Here is a 20567-nt window from a genome sequence, read left to right as displayed (position 1 = left end):
CGTCATGTTAAAGTTTTGGTGTGTGATAACTTGTGAAAAGACAACTATATGGATGAGCTTAAGGTTCTGAACTCGTTTATTCAGCAGAATGGCCTACCAGCGTTTGGCCACCTTGATGGAATTCCAACATCGTTACAGCTAGATAAATTTACCTACCTCGATGAGATGGATAAGCCGGTGTCTAAGTGGCGCCGTTACCGCGATTATAAGCAGTTTCAGTTCGTCAATTTGGTCACACCTGATTACGTCATTGGAGTAGCGATTGCTGATATACGGTATTTAGCATCCGGCTTTTGCTACCTGTTTGATATTAAAAAGAATAAGTTGATTGAGCAACAATGGTTGAAACCTTTTAATATAGGTTATCAAACTCAGCCTTCCAGTTGGTGCAGTCTTGCCCATCTTGCTAACAAAAGAGTTCAGTTTTCTATTAAGGATGGTATTTGGCACGTCCACTTTGTGACAGAGTCAGTCAATGCGGATCTCTATTTACGTCCAGAAAATATGAGTTTGCCATTAATGTTGTGTACGCCAACAGGTTATGCGGGTTGGACATATACTCAGAAGCACAATGCGTTAGCAGTAGACGGTAACTTGTTCATATTAGGAAAAGAGCAAGATCTTTCAGAGGTGGCTGCTGGTTACGATTTTTCCGCTGGGTACATGCGGCGAGAAACAAGTTGGCGCTGGGCGAGTATCAATTGCTTTGAGGATGACAGGCGTCTGGGGTTGAACTTGGCAGCTGGCGTGAATGAAACTGGCTATTGCGAAAATGTATTGTGGATTAATGGTCAGCGTCACTTTTTGCAACCTGTGCAGTTTCAGTTTTCACGAAGTGATGAAGGGCAAAAGTGGCATATTACGTCTGAAGATAAACGAGTTAACTTACAGTTCACGCCTTTGAATCGACGCTCAGAGAAGAAAAATTTTTGGCTTCTCAAAAGTAACTTTCGTCAGTACATCGGTTATTTCTCTGGCTATATTATCGATGGAAATGGCATCAAACATCAGTTAGAAGAAGTTATGGGTCTTACTGAAGATCACTATGCAAAATGGTAGAAACACAATGGATTGGACGCAGTTGATGGACCGCCCAGAATTACTTCTGATGATTCTGGCTCCAGTTTTCTTTTTCTGCATGCTTGCCGAATATTGGTTCGGACAAAGAAGGGGACGCTTGCCTGAAAGCGCGACGTATTACTTCCCTGAAGTAGCGTGTAATTTTGTTCTTGCGGGCTTACACCAAGCGACAGACATACTCACGGGTTTACTGATTGCTCAGTTGTATTTGTGGTGGTTTGATTGGCGTTTGTTTGATATCGAAATGAGCGTCTCAGCTTTTCTTTTACTTGTTGTCCTGCAAGATTTTTTCTATTACTGGTTTCATCGGGCTAGCCATCGTATTCGTTGGATGTGGGCCGCGCACGTTGTTCATCACAGTTCGGAAAGAATGAACTTCAGTACCGCCTTTCGTCAAAGTTTAATGTATCCGCTAGCGGGGATGTGGATTTTTTGGTTGCCCTTGGTGATTATTGGTTTTGAGCCAAAATGGGTTGTCTTCGTTGTGTTGTTTAATCTGGGCTTACAGTTTTTTGTTCACACCCAATCAATTCGTTCGCTCGGGCCACTAGAGTGGGTATTTAACACGCCGTCTCATCATCGCGTTCATCATGGCGTGAACCGTCAGTACATCGACAAAAATTATGCGGGTGTATTAATTATTTGGGATCGAATGTTCGGAACGTTTGAACCAGAGGTGGAAACGGTTCGATATGGGGTTTCTAAACCTGTAAACAGCTTTAATCCCATCCGCGTGACGTTTGCAGAATGGAAAGACATGTTTCATGACGTAACTCGACCAAACTTATCATGGAAACAACGCTGCCGCCGTTTGTTCGCTCCGCCATCGGATTTTTATGAGTAAATTGGGATAAAGAGATTGGAGCGGGCAGCGGGAATCGAACCCGCATCATCAGCTTGGAAGGCTGAGGTAATAGCCATTATACGATGCCCGCGCATCGATAGGACTCAGTTAATATGCCACACTGGACGAAAAAGAAAAGTCTTTTCTCATCAAATGTTTGTCAGTTGCCTAAAAAAGTAGCGGACTGATGTTAAAGTGTTCATTGTCTCTGGTTTTTTGTGGCACTCGCGATTCCGCTACTAAGCCTAGGGGCTTCCAATTAGGTCGTAAACACCGAATTCTTAGGTGTTTAGATGTTGATGATATTCAAGATTTTCTGTGTAAAGGTTAATCTCGTTTATTGAACAGTCACGTTTCATGGTCAAGACTAGATATTGAAATGATTACTTTTTACTGTTGATGCGTATGTATAACACAGGGTAATTCTGCTGAAACAGTCAGCTTAACCAAAGGAGATTTAACATGATGAGAGGTTTGATATTAGGGCTGGTGGTGATGCTGGTATCTGCTTGTACTACCGTTACAACCGATGTAGATAAACAAGCCGACTTTTCAGCTTACAGAACGTTTGACTTCGGTGCTCAGGCGGAAGCTCCTACCAGTATTGATGGTCGACGTATTGAGCAAGGGCTTGCTGAACAGCTTGAGGGTAAGGGTTTAATTAAGGTAAATAGTGGCGGTGACCTTTACGTACATCATGATATCGTAGAAGAATCCGAGCTTGTTTCTTCAGGATCGTCGGTGAGCTTTGGCTATGGCTGGAATAGCTTTGGAGTGATCACTTCAAGCCCAGAAAGATATAAAGAACGTAAGTATGGGAAGTTGGTGGTTGAACTGGTTGATGCAAAGGCTAATCAAGTCGTTTGGAAAGGCGTTTCAAGTCGTAAACTGTCTGAGTCAATGAGCTCTGAGAAAAGAGAATCTCTCATCCAAGAAGAAATCGCGAAGATGTTTGAAAGCTACCCTTACGGTGAAAAATAATTAGTATTCTTAACGATTAAGAATACTAATTGCCAATAGTTACGCACAGGGTTAAAAGAACTTATTATTTTGGTTTTGGTTACCTTTGTGCGTACGACCCTGATTGCTTTACTCGGACTACTTTTCTGCTTGTTGGCTCCGAGCATGAGCCTGGCGCACTCACACCCAAATTTTCTTTCCTTTCATAACCAGAATATCGCTGTTGACGCTAAGTCGAAGCACTTTTCAGAACATCCTATCTCTCCAATACAACAAGACTATCCGAGTTTAAACAGCCGGAATATATTGAGGGTTATCCATGCTAAGGAAATGAGCTCGAACGACGATGTAGAACCCGAATGGTTTGAAATGCTTGATGTAGCATGGTGGGCGCATCGTTCGGCAATTTACTCGATGAAGCGGCTAAAACGCATCGGTAATGAGGCTTTAGGTTGTTGTATTGAAAGTATTTTTACTCACTCTAAATACAGAATCGGCGTGAGAAAAGAGTCGAATTTCATATACCGCTTTATACATGCTCGCTAACACATTCCATGTTTTTGCAACTTTTGGTTAATTATGCTTAGGAGCGGTTTATGTTTGATTCGATCATTCAGGTCTTGAGTGCTTTTTGGCATCAAGATTTCACGGCGTTAATGGCGCCAGGCAGTGCAGGTTTGGTTTATTTTGTTGTTGCTGTGAGTATCTTTTTGGAAAGTGGTTTTATTCCTGCTGCACCTTTCCCATGCGACAGTGTCGTCGTATTATCCGGTACGCTGGCGGCGGTTGGCGTCCTTGACCCAATTATGATCATGTTGGTAATAGCTGTTAGTGCGGGGTTGGGAAGTTGGGCGGCTTATTTACAAGGCAAGTGGCTAAATCGCTTACCTAAGGTCCAAGGCTGGGTGAGTGCGGTTCCTCAAAAGCGTTTGGAACAAGTCGACGTATTACTCAGTAAACATGGATTGGTTGCGCTTTTGTGCGCGCGGTTTATTCCGGTTGTTCGTTCCCTATTGCCATTAATGATGGGGTTGCGAGTGAAACGTATTAGTAAATTCCATTACTTTGCGTGGCTGAGTGCGATTTTATGGACGCTGATATTATGCGGTTTTGGTTCATTACTTCCTTTGCTACCGGAAAATATGAGCAAAGCAATCACAATGCTATTAATGGCGGCACCAATAATTACTCTTGTGATTGGAGTGCTTAGTTTCTTGTTTGTTAAAGCACGTCGAGCGTTCTGTAAACCCAAGGATGTGTCTGAGTTTTCTCAGTAAGTTTACTTGATTTGCACTTTTAAGCTTGTATGCAGATTAGACATCTAATCGACAGGTTTTTATCAGTAAAAAGAAAGGCGCATACATTGCGCCTTTCTTTTTGAGTGTCGTTAGGGTTTCGAATTTAATAGCCAATGCTATATAAGTATTCGCCAACTTCTTTGCACTGAGACTTGTAGATGTTCTCTACTTCAGACTCATTCTTATCTGCTGCTTTAAATTCAAGTTCGGCAGACGATAGCTGGTCAAAGCTGTAGTCTCTCTCAGACATTAAGTAGTGTCTGAACATCGCTCTGTGTTCCGGAACTGCAATACGTGCGTTAGAAACGTTGGCACACTCTAACAGAGTGTCGTTACTCATTTCTTCTGGCTTAGTTTCTGTGTTTGCTAAGGTTGAGCCCGCTGCAAATAGTAATGCTAGTGCGATGGTTGTAGCGATTCTTGTCATTATATGGACCTCAAATTGGTTCTAGTAACAATGGGCATATTGGTTCTTATCGTTACATTTTCGTGTTCTCTGTATGTCATAAAAAGTTAAACAACAGAGAAGGCGTTGCGACCATGAGTAAAGACGTACATTAAGTTCGCTTCCTTTCTTCCTGAGAGGCGATAAAGAGAGCGTTGACTCATGAGTCCGCCATAACTGTCTAGAGGTAAGCGAGATGCTTGTTTTGCCAACTCCAGTAGTGGTGGAGAAGAGAAAGCAATAAGTAAAAAATAATCAGGAGTAAAATCTGATGATAAAACGCCATCAGTAGCTGATGTTCGGCGACAGGAGACAAGTCCGAACAACTCGCGCTTTATATGTAGGTAGTAACTTTCTGAACCCCAAGAGCTCAGAGAAGCTGAGGCATGAAAATCAGTGTGTGCTAGCTCAAAATCGTCTTGTTGTGAGAGTTTAAGTAAGCGCTCGGAAGTGTAATGTTTGGTGTGGTGCCACTCATGCGCATATGAAGCTGTGATGAGCCCTGAGAGCAGGGACAAAGAAAGCATCAATAATATACGGTGTAGATAACGCAAGAAGTAACCCTAAACATATAAAGCCACAGTTACCCACCATGATTAAGGAATCTTAGTGGAACTATGATAACGATGAAAGCCAGTGTCTGATCAACTCAGCGTATACTAACGAGATGGAAGGGGGATGAACAGAGTTTTCTGATCGCACTTAGGTATATCAGCGAATAACACAATAATTTTCGCTTTCGAGTAAGCGAAAATGGAAAGAGAGTCGTTGCACAGGACGATTAAGCTAACAGGATTATTACTAGGGAAGAAATAGAATCTTCTTTTTCTTCCCCATATGTGTCGCATCGATATTATGCGCTTGCGTAAATAACGCTGCCGCCTTTTATGGTGTCAATGATCTCGCGAGACAACTTCTCTGGCAAAGCAGGGCAACCCCAACTGCGTCCGAGGTATCCATTCTTCTTGATGAAGGAAGGGTTTGCGTAATCGGCACCGTGCACGACAATGTAACGCTCGCGAGCTTTGTCGTTTAATCCAGAGCTTAGCCCATCTAATCGAAGTGAATAGCCATTTGAGCCGTAGTAAGTGGTATCAGTCAAAAAAGTGCCCAATGATGTTTTTCGCGAGTTCACGACATTTGAAAACTGTGTCGCTGTTTTCTTTCCGCTGTTCACGCCGTGAGAAACATACGTATTGTAGATTAGCTTCTTTTTATCTAAATCCACCACATAAAAACGCTTTTCAGTTGATGGTTTACTATAGTCGATGATCGTTAGTACCGACTTCTTTCTATCGGGTGTCTTCTGATAAGCGATGTAAGCGTCACTGAACAACTTAAAGTCTACTATGCCATCTAGCTTGGCTTGTTTAAACACATGTTCAACTTGCTTTGGTCGTAAATGATCCCTGGGTTCGTTATCTGATTGTTTTGCAAAAGCAAAAGGTGATACAGACAACAGCGCACATGTAAATAATATAATTAATTTTTTCATCTTGGCTAAATAAAACTCTATGGTGTTACAAATTTACCGATTGCTTCATGCATTCGTTAAAACAACATGCACATCAATATAATTCTATTCCCAATGTTTCTTATTGCACGCTTAGGTGCTTGATATTGGGTTGACGATAAGTTTTCGAGTTAAAAACTAACTAATTGAAACTTATAAAAAATATGAAGTTTAACGATGATTTCTATAAACTTCGGCGTAAATAATATCTGATATATGTAATTAATAAAACTGTGTTTAAGGATATTTGTGAAGTTGCTAATTTATAAAAACGGCGTTTTATTTTTCGTACTTTAGAAACTCTTTTTATTTCAATGTGTTTTCTTTTTCTACGCTTTATCCAATACCTCAAAAGTTTGTGATTTAACTCGTAACAAATCGTAACGCCGAATCGTTATGTGTATAAGTGCATTTATAATGTATGAATAAACAACAGGGTGGTAAGAAAAGGCAGTAAAACAGCGGTGAATCGGTTGTTTTTAATTCACGATTGACAAAGCTAAGTCTAAGTCGTTCAAAAATTGAACTTGTGAATGTGTCGTTTAAGTGAGAGTGATGAGCTCGACAAAAGTGAAGTGACGCGTGCTATTGTTTATTCTCTAATTTATTCGATTACATAAGGAAGGGTACATAGTAAAAATTGAAAAAATAATTCTATCGTGTGGATTAAAATATATAAATAATAAAACTTCGAAATTAAAAGATAAGAGCGCCAGATATTAATTCATTAAATTTTTGAACATGAAAGTAAACTCTATCTATTATGTTTGGTTTGGTTTGGTTTGGTGTGAAAGCGCTCGTCTCATTAAGAAAAACGCTCAAAATTATTTAAGGACGGTTATGACAGCATTTAATAAAGTGTTTATTGTCACTCCCAATGTTAATGATTTTGCAATGTTGCAAGAGTCGCCATTGGAAATGTCTCTTCAAGTAACGGCAAGCAAACCTATCCAACTCTATGGAGAGTCTGTTAAAGCCAGTTGGAAAAGTATTGATATTGAATGGTTAGACGTTATGGGTGAAAAGCCATTGCCCAGGCCTGATATTGCAGCATGGGGATCTTTTACTCTTGCTGTATCCGCTTCTATTGCGGATAAGCTCGATGTGTTGAGCGAGAATGTCGAATTTTTACCATTAAATCTACAAGGAAAGCCTTGGCGAGCATTAAACATTGTCACTCAAATTGATGCCATTGATACCTCTGCTACCGAGTATAATCTTCGTCATGGTAAGCTAAGTCGTGCTAGACCGTTTAAGAAACTCGTTTTGAATAGAGAAGCCGTTAATGAGTCTGACTTGTTCAGAGTAAAAGGTGCTGGGCTCAGAACGTTTTGCACGGACAAAAAAGGTGGCTTGTACGATAGCGTCAAAGCGCTGAATTTGACCGGTTTGGATTTCAAGGAAGTGCTGGTTTAAAAACGAATAAATAGTAATTTACTCAACTAAAGTCATAGATATAGGTATGGGGGAACAAAAGCTGAGCATCTATCAATGAAGCTCATATACAGCTAAATACAGCCGCCACAGTTGTGACTGCTGTACTTCTCCCCTTAACTTATGTTCTTGAAACCCTAATTGAGCTGACCATGGACGCATCAAATCGACTGTCGTCATTTGCCGATTGCCACCACAAGCTCAATTGTTCTTTAGTCATTGGTTTGCCAAATAAATAGCCTTGCATATAGTCGCAGCGGTATGCCGATAGCCATTCATGCATCATATTGTGTTCAATACCTTCTGCTGTAACCGTTTTATTTTGGGCATGGCATAGCTCAATAATAGGTTTGATCACATGGCCGTTGTTGGTGTTCATCAATGTAACGAGGAACTCTCGATCAAATTTGATTTTTTGAACCGGATACTGAACGAGCTGAGTTAACGATGTGTAACCAGAACCAAAGTCATCAATTGCAAGACGGTAGCCACGTTTTGATAGCTCATCAAGTAGAGCCGTGCCTTGTTGTTCTGCGGCAAAGGTTTCGGTTATTTCTATCTCAATACATTCTGGTTTAACACTGTGCAGTGTCGCTTGTTCATGGATGTAGTTTGCCATTTCTATCGAGTTTAGCTCTGCTGATGAAAGATTGACCGAAAGAACAATATCCTTACCGAAAATATTCCTTAATTGATGGTATTCCGCCGTTGCATTGGCGAAAACCCAGCGGTCAATTTTATCAAATAATCCGGCTTGCTCTGCAATTGGAATAAACTCCTTTGGAGGGATAGGGCCGATACCTTCGGCTTCCCAGCGCAACAAGACTTCTAACCCCTCAATTTCGTTGCTTCGATTGTTCATATAGGGTTGAAAAACAAGGTGAAATTCTTCCTCTACATTGCTTTTTCGGAGCGCACGTTCAAGTTGACTTCGTCTTTGAGACTCAATATTGAGAGCGGCTGAATAATAGGCGTATTGATTTTTCCCTGCCCGTTTTGCTTGATACATAGCCGCATCGGCACTGGAGAGTAACTTCGCGATGTCAGTACCGTCTTGAGGATATTGTGCAATACCTACGCTTGCCGTAACGGGAAATGAATTACTCCAAGATGAACTGAGATTACTAATCGGTTTTAGTAACTCTGATGCAAGCAAATCAGGCAAGCGTTTTACCTCTTGATTTGAGCTCAGCAAAATTGCAAATTCGTCACCAGATAACCTGGCGGCAAAGCAGGGGCTGTTGTAATCGTGCGAGAACTTTTGACAAGCATTCTTGATGTGTGATGAGAACACTTTTAATAAGTTATCTCCCAATTCATGCCCGTATTTATCATTCACGTATTTAAAGTTATCAAGATCGACGTAAACAACCCACAGAAACTGCGAAGGGGAGATAAGTTCACGAGTGGCAAGCTCATGAAAACGATGGCGATTGGCGAGTTGCGTCAGGTGATCCGTTTCAGCTAGGCGTTTTGTCTTTTTATAGATGACATTAAGTTCCTCATACATATCAAAAAAGCGTGCAGAGAGGCGCCCTATTTCATCGTTTGTTTCTAGCTTTTCAATATTGTCACGTTGATTAGATTCAAGTTCGTTCAGCTGCTTATCAAGTCGAGAGACAGGGCGCAACACATAGCGGTACAACACCAAAATGATTAATGTGATAGTGAAAAACGCCGCTACGCCAAAGGAGAAAGCAAGTTCTAGCCACACTTTATCGACTTTATTCCACATTAAATATTCGGCAGGAGAAAGCACGGCATAAAAGTGCGGCAGCAGCTCAATGGTTTGAGCGAGAGGAATATCAAGATAAATGGGTTTGTCGGCGAAAGTAATCACGCTGTGCGTGTCAAACTCGATTTCATGCTTAATCTCGTTAAAGGCTTCAAGTGATACGGAAACTACCACAAAAAACACATTTTTTGAGTCAAAGCTCAAAGGGTGAGTCCCCGTTCTTTTGTCGACGACCTCATATTGAAGAAGAATGCTTTGTCCACTGGAGTTATAAATAAAGCCAGTGTGACTGAAAGCCTCTCTCTCATTGAAACTTCGTGATATGTACTCTAACACCTTTGGGTCGACCACACCTGATGATTCGTAATATTTGTTTTCTGTGTAGTAGAGAAGGTTTTGTTTGCCGTCGAGGATCGCCATGCTCGCATCGCCTTTGTAACCATGGCTCAATACTTCAGCGGTCTCGTCTAATCGGTTAAACAAGACTCGTTCACGATAGGGGTTGTTATGATTAACCAAATAGTCTTGTAATACATCACTTTTACTGAGCGTATAGGCATAACTATTAAGAAAAATATTCGCTTGTCGAAACTGCCCGGCGAGCTTTTCCATTTGCAACTGAATATAGCTGTCTTCCCGCTTGATGAGCGTCACTTTTTGAATGCTATAAATAATATAGCTAGATACTAACGCGCTTAATAAGATCACTGGCGCGACAAGCAAAATGACTCTATTGCTTAACTTCATTATGGTTCTTAGTTTCCGTTTGTGTCCCTACAAACGTCGCGTACCAGGTAAGGTACTGAACGGATGATGTGTTTTGGCAAATTGTAACCAGATTGTAAGGTGAGCGTTCTCCAAAATCAGGCAGCTATCTAAGAATTGTGATGACGTGAAAGGTTTCGAGCTTATTAACTAGAGGTTTTCTCAGTAGTTGGACGTCTCTTTTCCTTCCTCCCTGTATAAAACCTAACCGTAATGACAGGGAAATACCGTCATCGAAACGTTTCGATGATAAAGTGTGACTCAAGTGCACTTTTCCTATTCAATGACAATTGAATTACAGATCATTCTCACACCTTATCGATCTCACACTGGTCAAATTGCGATGACGAATTATTATTTCATCGAAACGTTTCGATGAGTTTTCTGTTAATAACGAAAACACTTTAAAACAGGCGCTCATGGTTGTATGAACGTGTAACCGAAAGGTCGATGAGATGAAAAAAAGTACCCTAATTAACTCAGATATTTCTTACTTGGTGGCGACGCTAGGCCACACCGACGAGATCACGATATGTGATGCTGGTCTACCAATCCCAGAGCATGTTCAGCGAATCGATTTGGCGCTAACGCATGGGGTACCAAGTTTTCTTGATACTGTTCGCGTAATTCTATCTGAGTCCCAAATCGAAGGGGTCATCATTGCGGAAGAGTTCTCTGATGCAAGCCCAGTTTTGCATGAAGCGTTGCTCAACGAACTGAGCAAAGAGAGTGAAGAAACGGGCAAATCTATTGAGGTGAGCTACGTGTCACATGAAGCGTTTAAAGCACGCACGGCCCAAAGTCGCGCTATCGTAAGAACGGGCGAATGCTCGCCATATGCGAACGTTATTTTCCAAGCGGGCGTGGTTTTTTAAGCCAGAGATATTGAGGACAGATTATGACTCAAGCCATTCTACAACTAAGCGAAATTGAGAAGGCGTTTCCGGGCGTAAAAGCACTCGACAAAGCAAGCCTGAATGTTTATCCAGGCCGTGTTATGGCGCTGATGGGTGAAAATGGAGCAGGCAAGTCAACGTTAATGAAGGTGTTGACAGGCATTTACCACATGGATGCGGGGAGCATTCAATATCAAGGTCAGCCGGCGGCCTTTAAAGGGCCACGCGATTCACAGGAAGCTGGTATTAGCATTATTCACCAAGAGCTGAACCTGATTCCTGAACTGACGATTGCCGAAAATATTTACTTGGGACGAGAGTTCACTGGCTCCTTAGGGCGTATCCAGTGGGGCAAAATGTATGACGAAGCTGACAAGCTTTTAAAACGTCTGAATGTAAAGCACTCATCAAAAACATTGCTTGGCGATTTAAGCCTTGGTGAACAACAAATGGTGGAAATTGCAAAGGCACTTTCGTTTGAGTCGAAAGTCATCATTATGGATGAGCCAACGGACGCATTGACCTTTACCGAAACGGAATCACTATTTAAAGTGATTAATGAGCTTCGCGAGCAAGGATGCGGCATCGTATACATCTCGCATCGTCTTAAAGAAATCTTTGAAATCTGTGACGACATTACCGTGCTTCGTGATGGTAAGTTTATCGGTGAGTGCAAGGTGTCCGACACTGATGAAGATGGCCTAATTGAAATGATGGTTGGCCGAAAATTAGAAGAGCAATATCCACGTATTGATGTCCAACATGGCGAAACTTGTCTTGAAGTCATTGGTTTGACTGGGTCTGGCGTTCAGGATGTGAGCTTTACTCTCAAGCGTGGTGAGATTCTTGGAATTTCTGGCTTGATGGGCGCAGGCCGCACTGAACTCATGAAAGTCATTTACGGCGCATTACCTAGTGAGCATGGTGTTATCAATCTTGATAACAAAACTATTAACCCGGTTAGCCCGCAAGATGGTTTGGCAAATGGTATCGCTTACATCTCTGAAGATCGCAAAGGCGATGGTTTGGTTTTAGGTCTTTCGGTTAAGGAGAACATGTCACTTTGTTCGCTAAACCAGCTGACCAAAGGCTTCCAGATTCAACACAGCGACGAAGTGATTGCTGTGGAAGATTTTATTAAGTTATTCAACATTAAAACCCCAACGCGAGATCAAATCATCGGCAACTTATCTGGTGGTAACCAGCAAAAAGTTGCGATAGCGAAAGGGTTAATGACGAAGCCTAAAGTTCTGATTCTGGATGAGCCGACACGTGGTGTTGATGTCGGAGCAAAAAAAGAGATTTATCAGCTCATCAACAAGTTTAAGGCCGAAGGCATGAGCATCATCTTGGTTTCTTCCGAGATGCCTGAAGTGCTCGGCATGAGCGACCGTATTTTAGTGATGCATGAAGGTCGTATCACTGGCGAATTTGATGCGAAAGACGCCGATCAAGAAAAATTACTCGCCTGTGCCGTAGGCAAAGAGATCAATGAGGAAGCAGCATGAGTACGAATACCATGAGCAAACCAACCGAAACTGGCAACAAGAAGTTGTTCACAAAAGAGTGGCTGATTGAACAAAAATCACTGATAGCTCTGATCTTTCTGATCGTTGTTGTGTCATTTTTGAACCCGAACTTCTTTACGGTCGACAACATTCTCAACATTCTTCGTCAAACCTCCGTGAATGCCATTATCGCAGTGGGTATGACATTAGTTATTTTAACAGCAGGCATCGACTTAAGTGTTGGTTCGGTATTGGCGTTGTGTGGTGCCTTTGCGGCAAGCATGATTGCGCTTGAAGTCCCGGTGCTGGTGGCGGTTCCCACTGCTTTACTTGCGGGCGCAGCGTTAGGTGCGATCAGCGGTATCATTATTGCGAAGGGCAAGGTGCAGGCATTTATCGCTACGCTGGTTACCATGACGTTACTACGTGGTGTGACCATGGTGTACACCGAAGGTCGACCAATCTCGACAGGCTTTACTGACACCGCGGATGCGTTCGCATGGTTTGGTACTGGCTACGCGCTAGGCATTCCGGTTCCTGTTTGGTTAATGGTGGTTGTGTTTGCAGCGGCTTGGTATTTACTTAACCACACGCGCTTTGGTCGCTATGTTTACGCACTAGGCGGCAATGAGTCTGCGACTCGCCTATCAGGTATCAATGTAGACCGAGTGAAGATTGGTGTCTACGCCATCTGCGGTATGTTAGCAGCGCTTGCAGGCATTATTGTAACGTCTCGTCTTTCTTCGGCGCAGCCAACAGCGGGTATGGGCTACGAGCTAGACGCTATCGCAGCGGTTGTTCTTGGCGGTACCAGCTTGATGGGCGGTAAAGGTCGTATCATGGGTACCTTGATTGGTGCGCTGATCATCGGTTTCTTGAACAATGCACTTAACCTACTTGATGTTTCTTCCTACTACCAAATGATTGCAAAAGCAGTGGTTATCTTGCTTGCGGTATTGGTAGACAACAAAAACAAGTAATTCATAACAATCTGTATATATAAAACAGTGAATACAAACCGAGTCAGGGGACGTGTACTGGCTCACCCTACACAAAGGACTAGAACGATGAAAAAACTTGCAACTCTTATCTCTGCTGCACTTCTTTCTTCAACCGTATCGGTAGCGGCGCAAGCTCAAGATACCATGGCGATTGTGGTTTCGACGCTAAACAACCCGTTCTTCGTAACGATGAAAGACGGTGCGGAAGCAAAAGCGAAAGAATTGGGGTACGACTTAATTGTACTGGACTCGCAAAATGACCCGAGTAAAGAACTGTCGAACATCGAGGATTTAAGTATTCGCGGCGTAAAAGCAATTCTTATCAACCCAACGGATTCTGATGCAGTGTCTAATGCAATTCGTATGGCGAACCGTTCTAAGATCCCTGTGTTGACATTAGACCGTGGTGCAAGCCGTGGTGAAGTCGTGAGTCACATCGCGTCGGACAACGTAATTGGTGGTGAAATGGCAGGCCACTACATCATGGAAAAAGTAGGCGAAAAAGCAAAAGTCATTCAACTTGAAGGTATTGCGGGCACATCGGCAGCGCGTGAGCGCGGTGAAGGCTTTATGAATGCCGTGAAGGGCAGCGATATGGATCTTCTTGCTAGCCAACCAGCTGACTTTGACCGCACAAAAGGTCTAAACGTAATGGAAAACCTGCTAGCGGCTAACCCGGATGTACAAGCGGTATTTGCACAGAATGATGAAATGGCGCTAGGTGCACTTCGCGCAGTTCAAGCTTCTGGCAAAGATGTCGTTATCGTTGGTTTTGATGGTACGGAAGACGGCATTGCAGCAGTTAACCGTGGCAAACTAGCGGCAACTATTGCTCAGCAACCAGACCTTATCGGTGCTTTAGGTGTTGAAACGGCTGACAAAGTTTTGAAAGGTGAAGAAGTAGAAGAGTACATCCCAGTACCACTAAAAGTAGTCACTAAGTAAGTTTCAAGTTCCAATAAATCATCCTAATTTTTGCTCTCTCCTCCGTTTATATCTGTCGTTTAGGAGGTGAGGGCAAACTTACCCAAAATACTGCAAAGTGTGGGGTATAGATGCCTTTGGCTTTTTATCGAGACTCCTTCATCAGGAAGAGAAGTTAAAGTCATCTAATGTATTTTCCTAAACAGTTTTTTAAAAGGGTTCATTCAGAACCGAGGATAACCGTATGAATAAGTTAGTGGTGTTAGGTAGTGTAAACGCTGACCATGTTCTTCAAGTGCCTTCTTTCCCTCGCCCAGGCGAGACGCTGCATGGTCGCAACTATCAAGTTATCCCAGGTGGCAAAGGTGCCAACCAAGCCGTCGCGGCGGCGCGATTAAATGCAGACATCGGTTTTATCGCTTGTGTGGGCGACGACTCATTCGGCATTAACATTCGCGAAAACTTCAAAATGGACGGCATCGATATCACAGGTGTGAAGATGCAGCCAAATTGCCCGACAGGTATCGCGATGATTCAAGTGTCGGACAGTGGTGAGAACAGCATTTGCATTTCAGCTGAAGCGAACGCCAAACTGACAGCAGAAGCGATTGAGCCAGATTTAGAGCGTATTCGCCAAGCAGATTACTTGCTAATGCAATTGGAAACGCCGATGTGCGGCATTGAGAAAGCTGCGCGAATCGCGAAAGATGCCAAAACCAATGTCATTCTGAACCCAGCGCCAGCTCGCGAACTGTCAGATGAATTACTGTCTTGCATTGACGTGATTACACCAAATGAAACGGAAGCTGAAGTTCTGACAGGTATTACTGTAACAGACAACGAAAGCGCGCAAGAAGCGGCGAATGTGCTACATGGTAAAGGTATAGAAATTGTCATGATCACACTCGGTGCAAAAGGCGTTTGGCTAAGCCAAAACGGTCGAGGCGAAATCATCTCGGGTTTCCGCGTTGAAGCGACGGATACTACCGCAGCGGGCGATACATTTAATGGGGCATTCGTCACTGGTCTCCTAGAAGATTTACCTTTAGAATCAGCGATTAAGTTTGCACATGCGGCGGCTGCAATTTCTGTGACCCGCTTTGGCGCGCAAACGTCGATTCCAACCCGCGAAGAGGTGGACGCGTTTCTCGCTGAACAATAAGGCGCATAACGCCTCATTAAAATAGGAGTAGTAACATGGCGACGATGAAAGACATCGCAAAACTGGCAGGGGTTTCCACTTCAACAGTGAGCCATGTTATTAACAAGACGCGTTTTGTGAGCGAAGAGATCTCTGAACGCGTTAACAATGCCGCAAAAGAGCTTAACTACTACGCGCCCTCTGCGTTGGCGCGTAGCCTCAAAGTTAATCGTACCAAAACCATTGGTATGCTCGTGACAACCTCAACCAACCCATTCTTTGGCGAAGTCGTAAAAGGCGTCGAACGCAGCTGCTACCAAAAAGGCTACAGCCTCATTTTATGTAACACCGAGGGTGATAACGAACGTATGCGTCAATCCATTAATACGCTATTGCAAAAGCGTGTCGATGGTTTGATTTTGATGTGTTCGTCGCTAGAAGGAGAGCGTATCGATGTATTTGAGCGTTACCCAGATATCCCAGTAGTGGTAATGGACTGGGGGCCGATGCTATTTACAAGTGATAAAATCCAAGACAACTCACTTCGTGGCGGTTACTTAGCGGCGAAATACTTAATTGATTGCGGCCATACCGAAATTGGGTGCATCACTGGCCCTTTGATTAAACACCAAGCGCAAATGCGATACGAAGGTTATAAGCGAGCAATGAACGAAGCTGGCTTGGAATTTAATGCCAATTGGATCATTGAGTCTGACTTCGAATGTGAGGGTGGGTATCAAGCGTTCAAAAAAATGGCTCAGCGTGGCGCATTACCCAGCTCGATTTTCGTCTCTAACGATATGATGGCGATGGGTGTGATTAACGCCGCAAATGAGCTCGGTATTAAAGTGCCGGACGACCTATCCATTATTGGTTACGATGACATCCATATCGCGAAATTTATGTCGCCATCGCTAACTACCATTCATCAGCCTAAGTACCGTTTGGGGCAGGCTGCCGTTGAGACTCTTGTCCGAAAGTTGGATGAAAAATCAACAGAGGCACAGGTCGTACAATTAGAGCCGACTCTAGTGGAACGAAAAAGCGTCAAGAGGTTAAAGTCAAACCTCACTGAATGACGTGTGATGTTGAGCTAAAAAATTAAAAAAGTCGTTTCTCTTTATACGATAAAGCCTTACTATCGTCGTTGATTATAAATAAAACTATTAATTGTTGTCTGGCGGATTAGTCAAATGTTATCAAAAGGTTACGCTAAGTTATCTGTAAAACACCCTTGGTTTCACCGAGTTAATGTTATTACAGTTGTATTGATTTTTTTTGTGAGCTGCTATCAGCTACTGGTTAATGAAGCATTTGAGTACGCAATTGGCTTTATTATTACACTTTTGGCGTCAGCTTTATTTGCATCAGCTTCTGCATTCAAAAAACGCTATCTAGGCTTGGACTCATAGGCACGTCTATTTCCAACACCGTTCAATAGCATCATTTATTGCTTTCAAGTAAACATTGAACTGAATTATGATCGAGTGCATCAAGAGGAGGACAAATGTCCTCCTTTTTGTTGGGGATCACGCTCTAATATAAGCGTATTCCAAACAAAATAATAAAGGAAATGTTATGGACCTCTTTGCCTTACTCGATATTAATAATACTCTCGTTAACATTCCGATTGGCGACGGCTACGCAATGAGCTGGATCGAAGCTTTCGGTACCGTTTTTGGACTGCTTTGCATTTGGTTTGCCAGCCAAGAAAAAACCATCAACTACTTATTCGGTTTGCTGAATGTCACGCTTTTTGCCGTTATCTTTTTTCAAATTCAGTTATACGGATTATTGCTTCTTCAATTGTTTTTCTTCTGTGCGAACATTTACGGCTGGTATGCGTGGACTCGTCCAAACGCACAAGGTGAAACGCTGGAGGTTCGCTGGTTAAATAAACAGAAACTTATTACTACTGCCTCTATTAGCGTTGCATGTATCGCATTATTAACGATCTATATCGACCCATTTTTCTTTGCGCTAGCAAACATTGCTGTTGATAGCTTGAATTTCTTTGGTGCTGACTTGGCTGAACCGGTGCTTGAACCTGACGCGTTCCCGTTCTGGGATGCAACCATGACAGTACTTTCTGTTGTTGCACAAATTCTGATGACACGTAAATACGTCGAAAACTGGATTCTATGGGTTGTGATTAATATGATCAGTGTGGGTATCTACGCGACGCAAGGTGTTTACGCAATGTCTGTTCAGTACGCGATTCTTATGTTCATCGCTGCCAATGGCACGCGTGAGTGGGCTCGTAGCGCTAAGCGCAATGGCGATAAAACCTTAGCGCACGCTGCTGCGTAAGGAACGAAAAATGGCCAAACAACCTCATATCGGAGTGGATGAAACACAAATCGCTCCCCTCGTTATTGTATGCGGCGAGCCAGATCGAGCGAATCGTATCGCGGTATTATTTGATGATGCAGAAATGGTGTCGGAAAACCGCGAGTACCGTGTGTTTACCGGCAACTACAAAGGCAAGCCTGTTTCAGTATGTAGTACAGGTATAGGTGCGCCATCGATGATCATCGCAGTGGAAGAGCTAAAACAGTGCGGTGTGACTCATGTGGTACGCGTTGGATCGGCGGGGGCAATGCAATCAGGCATTCATCTTGGCGAGTTGATCATTGCCGAAGGCGCGGTAAGAGATGAGGGCGGCTCTAAAGCGTATGTCGATTCGTCTTATCCAGCCTACGCAAGCTTTTCACTGTTAAAGGAAGTCGAGCGTTACTTGTCGATGCAAAAAGTGCATTATCATTTTGGTGTGGTGCGTTCTCACGACAGTTTCTATACCGATGACGAGGATGCGATATGCCAACATTGGAACAAGAAAGGCATCTTAGGTGCCGATATGGAAACCTCTGCGCTGTTTACGGTCGGTCGACTACGAGGCCTTCATGTGGCTTCGATATTAAACAACGTGGTGCTGTATCAACAAGATGTGAAAGAAGGTGTTGGTCAGTACGTTGATGAGGCCAAAGTAATGATGCAAGGTGAGAAGAGTGCCGCGATTACGGCATTAGAAGCCTTGGTTGCTCAGCGTTAGCCAGTCTCTATCTCAGTAAGTCACATAAACAGAATAGATGTAAAGCGACAGGTCACTGTCGCTTTTTTATTTGGAGTTACGGGGTACAATCCACCTTAAATAGTTGTCCGTAACTTTTTCTGAGAGAGCAGAAAATGAAAATCAGCCCTTATCCGACTGGTCGCTTCAAAACATACCTTGAAGAAAAGAGTGCCACCTTTCGCGATTTGATTTATCAATGCCAAATAAATTCGCGTTACTTTGATGCTGGGGAAGCAATTCTCCGCCAAGGTGAGCAACTTCAGTACTTGTATGTTGTGCCAGTAGGTCGAGTCTCGATGAACATATTGGCCGCAAATGGACGACGTTTTCAATTAGGGGAAGCTAACTGCGACTATCATATTTATGGTGAAATGGAGTTCTTCACTCGGACTCCTTGTCAATGGAATGTGATAGCAGATGAACATATGCAGGTTGATGTTATCTGTATCCAAAAACTAACCGAAGCACTGCAAAATTATCCCCAAATGATGGTGTTCTTCGCTTCAGCATTGGCTGAGGATTATCAAGACTCCATGGATATCTACACTAGTCGTTTGTTGCATCCCATTACTTACAACATTGCCTATGATCTTCTCGTCCGTAATCAGACGGATAAGCTCCTTGGTGGCTTTGATAAAGTGAACCAAGAGGCTGAGCGGTTTGGCACCTCAGGCCGAGTCTATCGACGTGCAGTTAAGGACTTGATTGAAAAGGGATTGATTACAAAAACGGACAACGGTTTGGAGATTATTGATGAGCTGGCACTCAAAGCGTTTATTGAAGCGCATGAATGATACGCCCAGGTATTGAAACTGATGGGTTTTATAAGTCTTTGATATATCTAAGTCTTGAGTAAACGTAACTAATGTAAAGTACCTTAAATTTTGTTGAATGCATTAAAGAGTAGCGTTATATTGCGAACGCGTATGATAATAGATCTCATTAAGGCTTAACAAAATGAAAAAATTCGTCGGTGCGGCTATGCTGTCGTTATTTACTGTTTCTCCTTCTTTCGCTGCTAAAGTTGTGATTGACCACTACATGGGTCAAACAGAGCTAGAACAATCCCCAGAGCGTGTGGTTGTGATTGGCTTTGGCCCGCTAGATGCGCTGGACAACTTTGGTATCGATCCTGTTGCAGTATCTAACTCGTCTAATCTTCCTAGTTACCTTTCAAAATACAGCAAAGATAACTACACCTCTGCGGGTAGTTTGTTTGAACCTGATTTTGAAACCATCTACATGCAAAAACCGGATTTGATTTTGGTTGGTCCGCGAGCGTCTGCGAAATATGAAGAGCTGAGTGAAATTGCCCCTACAGTTGTTTTTGCGGCGAAAGAGAACCAAGGCTATTGGGAAGGCACGCAAGCGCAATGGCGCAATATTGGTAAGATCTTCAATATCGAAGAAAAAGTAGAGCAGAAAATTGAAGCGCTAGATGCTCAATTCAAAGCAATCCGTGACTACAACCAATCGAACAAAAATGATGCACTAACGATTTTGAGCATGGGTGACAACATCAGCGCGTTTGGTGCCCAGTCGCGATTTGGCGTCATTTATAACGACTTTGGCTTCTTGGAAACGGTTGAGCACGTGAAAACGGGCACTCACGGAGATGTCATTTCTTATGAGTTTATTCGTGAAGCTAACCCGAAAAATATCCTCGTGGTTGACCGAAATTCTCTGACAGGTACGCCGGATAACGATATTCGTAAATCCATGGATAACGACTTAGTCAAAGCGACTGCGGCATATAAAAATCATAAAATCACTTATTTAGATGTGGACGCGTGGTACTTGTCGATGTCTGGTGTGACAGCAACAGAAAAAATGGTCAGTGAGATAAAGCAAACCGTTGAACTGTAATCCAAGATAGCAGAGGTTAACTTTGAAGAAGTTATTGCTAACCCTTGTGGTTTTAAGCACGGTTTCGTTATTTGTTGGGGTGGC

The 20567-nt window shown here is 43.0% G+C and carries 20 protein-coding genes and 1 tRNA gene; 16 read left to right on the top strand and 5 right to left on the bottom strand.

The genetic code is table 11. The features are described from left to right. Window positions 1–48: 48 nt before the first annotated feature. Both R7D93_RS19095 and R7D93_RS19090 read left to right on the top strand, forming a co-directional pair. On the top strand, window positions 49–1059 hold the full coding sequence (locus tag R7D93_RS19095) for a DUF2804 domain-containing protein (protein WP_017633657.1): 1011 nt from the start codon (window positions 49–51) through the stop codon (window positions 1057–1059). Window positions 1060–1066: 7 nt separating this feature from the next. After that, the gene (locus tag R7D93_RS19090; RefSeq protein ID WP_025998538.1) at window positions 1067–1924 is read left to right on the top strand and encodes a sterol desaturase family protein; all 858 of its coding nucleotides are present in this window, start codon (window positions 1067–1069) and stop codon (window positions 1922–1924) included. A 16-nt stretch (window positions 1925–1940) separates the two neighbouring features. Here the strand turns inward: R7D93_RS19090 and R7D93_RS19085 are convergent. After that, window positions 1941–2015: transfer RNA gene (locus R7D93_RS19085), tRNA-Gly, on the bottom strand. A gap of 371 nt (window positions 2016–2386) precedes the next feature. Here R7D93_RS19085 and R7D93_RS19080 point away from each other — a divergent pair. From R7D93_RS19080 to R7D93_RS19070, 3 genes are all read left to right on the top strand, one after another. Next, window positions 2387–2905, top strand: coding sequence for a DUF4136 domain-containing protein (locus R7D93_RS19080; protein WP_005382627.1), 519 nt, complete (start codon window positions 2387–2389; stop codon window positions 2903–2905). 144 nt (window positions 2906–3049) lie between these two features. After that, entirely contained in the window at window positions 3050–3430 is a 381-nt protein-coding gene (locus R7D93_RS19075; RefSeq protein WP_017633655.1) for a hypothetical protein, read from the top strand. A 50-nt stretch (window positions 3431–3480) separates the two neighbouring features. Continuing rightward, complete coding sequence (locus R7D93_RS19070; protein WP_017633654.1) at window positions 3481–4161, top strand: DedA family protein; 681 nt, start codon at window positions 3481–3483, stop codon at window positions 4159–4161. A gap of 124 nt (window positions 4162–4285) precedes the next feature. Here R7D93_RS19070 and R7D93_RS19065 read toward each other — a convergent pair whose 3' ends face one another. From R7D93_RS19065 to R7D93_RS19055, 3 genes are all read right to left on the bottom strand, one after another. Beyond that, the gene (locus R7D93_RS19065) at window positions 4286–4609 is read right to left on the bottom strand and encodes a hypothetical protein (protein ID WP_005373158.1); all 324 of its coding nucleotides are present in this window, start codon (window positions 4607–4609) and stop codon (window positions 4286–4288) included. Window positions 4610–4695: 86 nt separating this feature from the next. Next, window positions 4696–5154, bottom strand: a complete 459-nt coding sequence (locus tag R7D93_RS19060; RefSeq protein ID WP_017633653.1) for a hypothetical protein — start codon at window positions 5152–5154, stop codon at window positions 4696–4698. A gap of 326 nt (window positions 5155–5480) precedes the next feature. Continuing rightward, complete coding sequence (locus R7D93_RS19055; RefSeq protein WP_017633652.1) at window positions 5481–6122, bottom strand: murein L,D-transpeptidase catalytic domain family protein; 642 nt, start codon at window positions 6120–6122, stop codon at window positions 5481–5483. A gap of 858 nt (window positions 6123–6980) precedes the next feature. On the opposite strand from R7D93_RS19055, the gene R7D93_RS19050 reads away from it, so the two are divergent. After that, window positions 6981–7556 carry an imm11 family protein gene (locus R7D93_RS19050; protein WP_017635389.1) on the top strand — a complete coding sequence of 192 codons (576 nt, stop codon included), beginning with the start codon at window positions 6981–6983 and terminating at the stop codon, window positions 7554–7556. Between the two features lie 139 nt (window positions 7557–7695). Here R7D93_RS19050 and R7D93_RS19045 read toward each other — a convergent pair whose 3' ends face one another. Continuing rightward, window positions 7696–10056, bottom strand: a complete 2361-nt coding sequence (locus R7D93_RS19045) for an EAL domain-containing protein (protein ID WP_154204298.1) — start codon at window positions 10054–10056, stop codon at window positions 7696–7698. Window positions 10057–10529: 473 nt separating this feature from the next. Between R7D93_RS19045 and rbsD the strand changes: the two genes are divergently transcribed. From rbsD to R7D93_RS18995, 10 genes are all read left to right on the top strand, one after another. After that, on the top strand, window positions 10530–10949 hold the full coding sequence (rbsD, locus tag R7D93_RS19040; protein WP_005382620.1) for a D-ribose pyranase: 420 nt from the start codon (window positions 10530–10532) through the stop codon (window positions 10947–10949). Between the two features lie 23 nt (window positions 10950–10972). Next, the gene (gene rbsA / locus R7D93_RS19035) at window positions 10973–12478 is read left to right on the top strand and encodes a ribose ABC transporter ATP-binding protein RbsA (RefSeq protein WP_225496011.1); all 1506 of its coding nucleotides are present in this window, start codon (window positions 10973–10975) and stop codon (window positions 12476–12478) included. After that, on the top strand, window positions 12475–13458 hold the full coding sequence (gene rbsC / locus R7D93_RS19030; protein WP_025767873.1) for a ribose ABC transporter permease: 984 nt from the start codon (window positions 12475–12477) through the stop codon (window positions 13456–13458). Before rbsA ends, rbsC begins: the two co-directional genes overlap by 4 nt. A gap of 87 nt (window positions 13459–13545) precedes the next feature. Beyond that, window positions 13546–14424, top strand: coding sequence for a ribose ABC transporter substrate-binding protein RbsB (rbsB, locus tag R7D93_RS19025; protein WP_005373143.1), 879 nt, complete (start codon window positions 13546–13548; stop codon window positions 14422–14424). A 223-nt stretch (window positions 14425–14647) separates the two neighbouring features. Next, the gene (gene rbsK / locus R7D93_RS19020; RefSeq protein WP_005382617.1) at window positions 14648–15565 is read left to right on the top strand and encodes a ribokinase; all 918 of its coding nucleotides are present in this window, start codon (window positions 14648–14650) and stop codon (window positions 15563–15565) included. 35 nt (window positions 15566–15600) lie between these two features. Then, window positions 15601–16623: a substrate-binding domain-containing protein gene (locus R7D93_RS19015; protein ID WP_005373138.1), complete on the top strand. Its 1023-nt coding sequence runs from the start codon at window positions 15601–15603 to the stop codon at window positions 16621–16623. A gap of 499 nt (window positions 16624–17122) precedes the next feature. Beyond that, entirely contained in the window at window positions 17123–17854 is a 732-nt protein-coding gene (pnuC, locus tag R7D93_RS19010; protein WP_225496009.1) for a nicotinamide riboside transporter PnuC, read from the top strand. A 10-nt stretch (window positions 17855–17864) separates the two neighbouring features. Beyond that, the gene (locus R7D93_RS19005) at window positions 17865–18596 is read left to right on the top strand and encodes a nucleoside phosphorylase (RefSeq protein WP_005373131.1); all 732 of its coding nucleotides are present in this window, start codon (window positions 17865–17867) and stop codon (window positions 18594–18596) included. 134 nt (window positions 18597–18730) lie between these two features. Then, entirely contained in the window at window positions 18731–19411 is a 681-nt protein-coding gene (locus R7D93_RS19000; RefSeq protein WP_213904450.1) for a Crp/Fnr family transcriptional regulator, read from the top strand. A 163-nt stretch (window positions 19412–19574) separates the two neighbouring features. Further along, a complete protein-coding gene (locus R7D93_RS18995; RefSeq protein WP_005376635.1) occupies window positions 19575–20483 on the top strand; it encodes a siderophore ABC transporter substrate-binding protein in 909 nt (302 codons plus the stop codon). The last annotated feature ends 84 nt before the right edge of the window (window positions 20484–20567 follow it).

Source organism: Vibrio sp. YT-15, assembly GCF_033337445.1.
Taxonomy (GTDB): Bacteria; Pseudomonadota; Gammaproteobacteria; order Enterobacterales; family Vibrionaceae; genus Vibrio; species Vibrio alginolyticus.
This window is presented reverse-complemented; position numbering and strand designations above follow the sequence as displayed.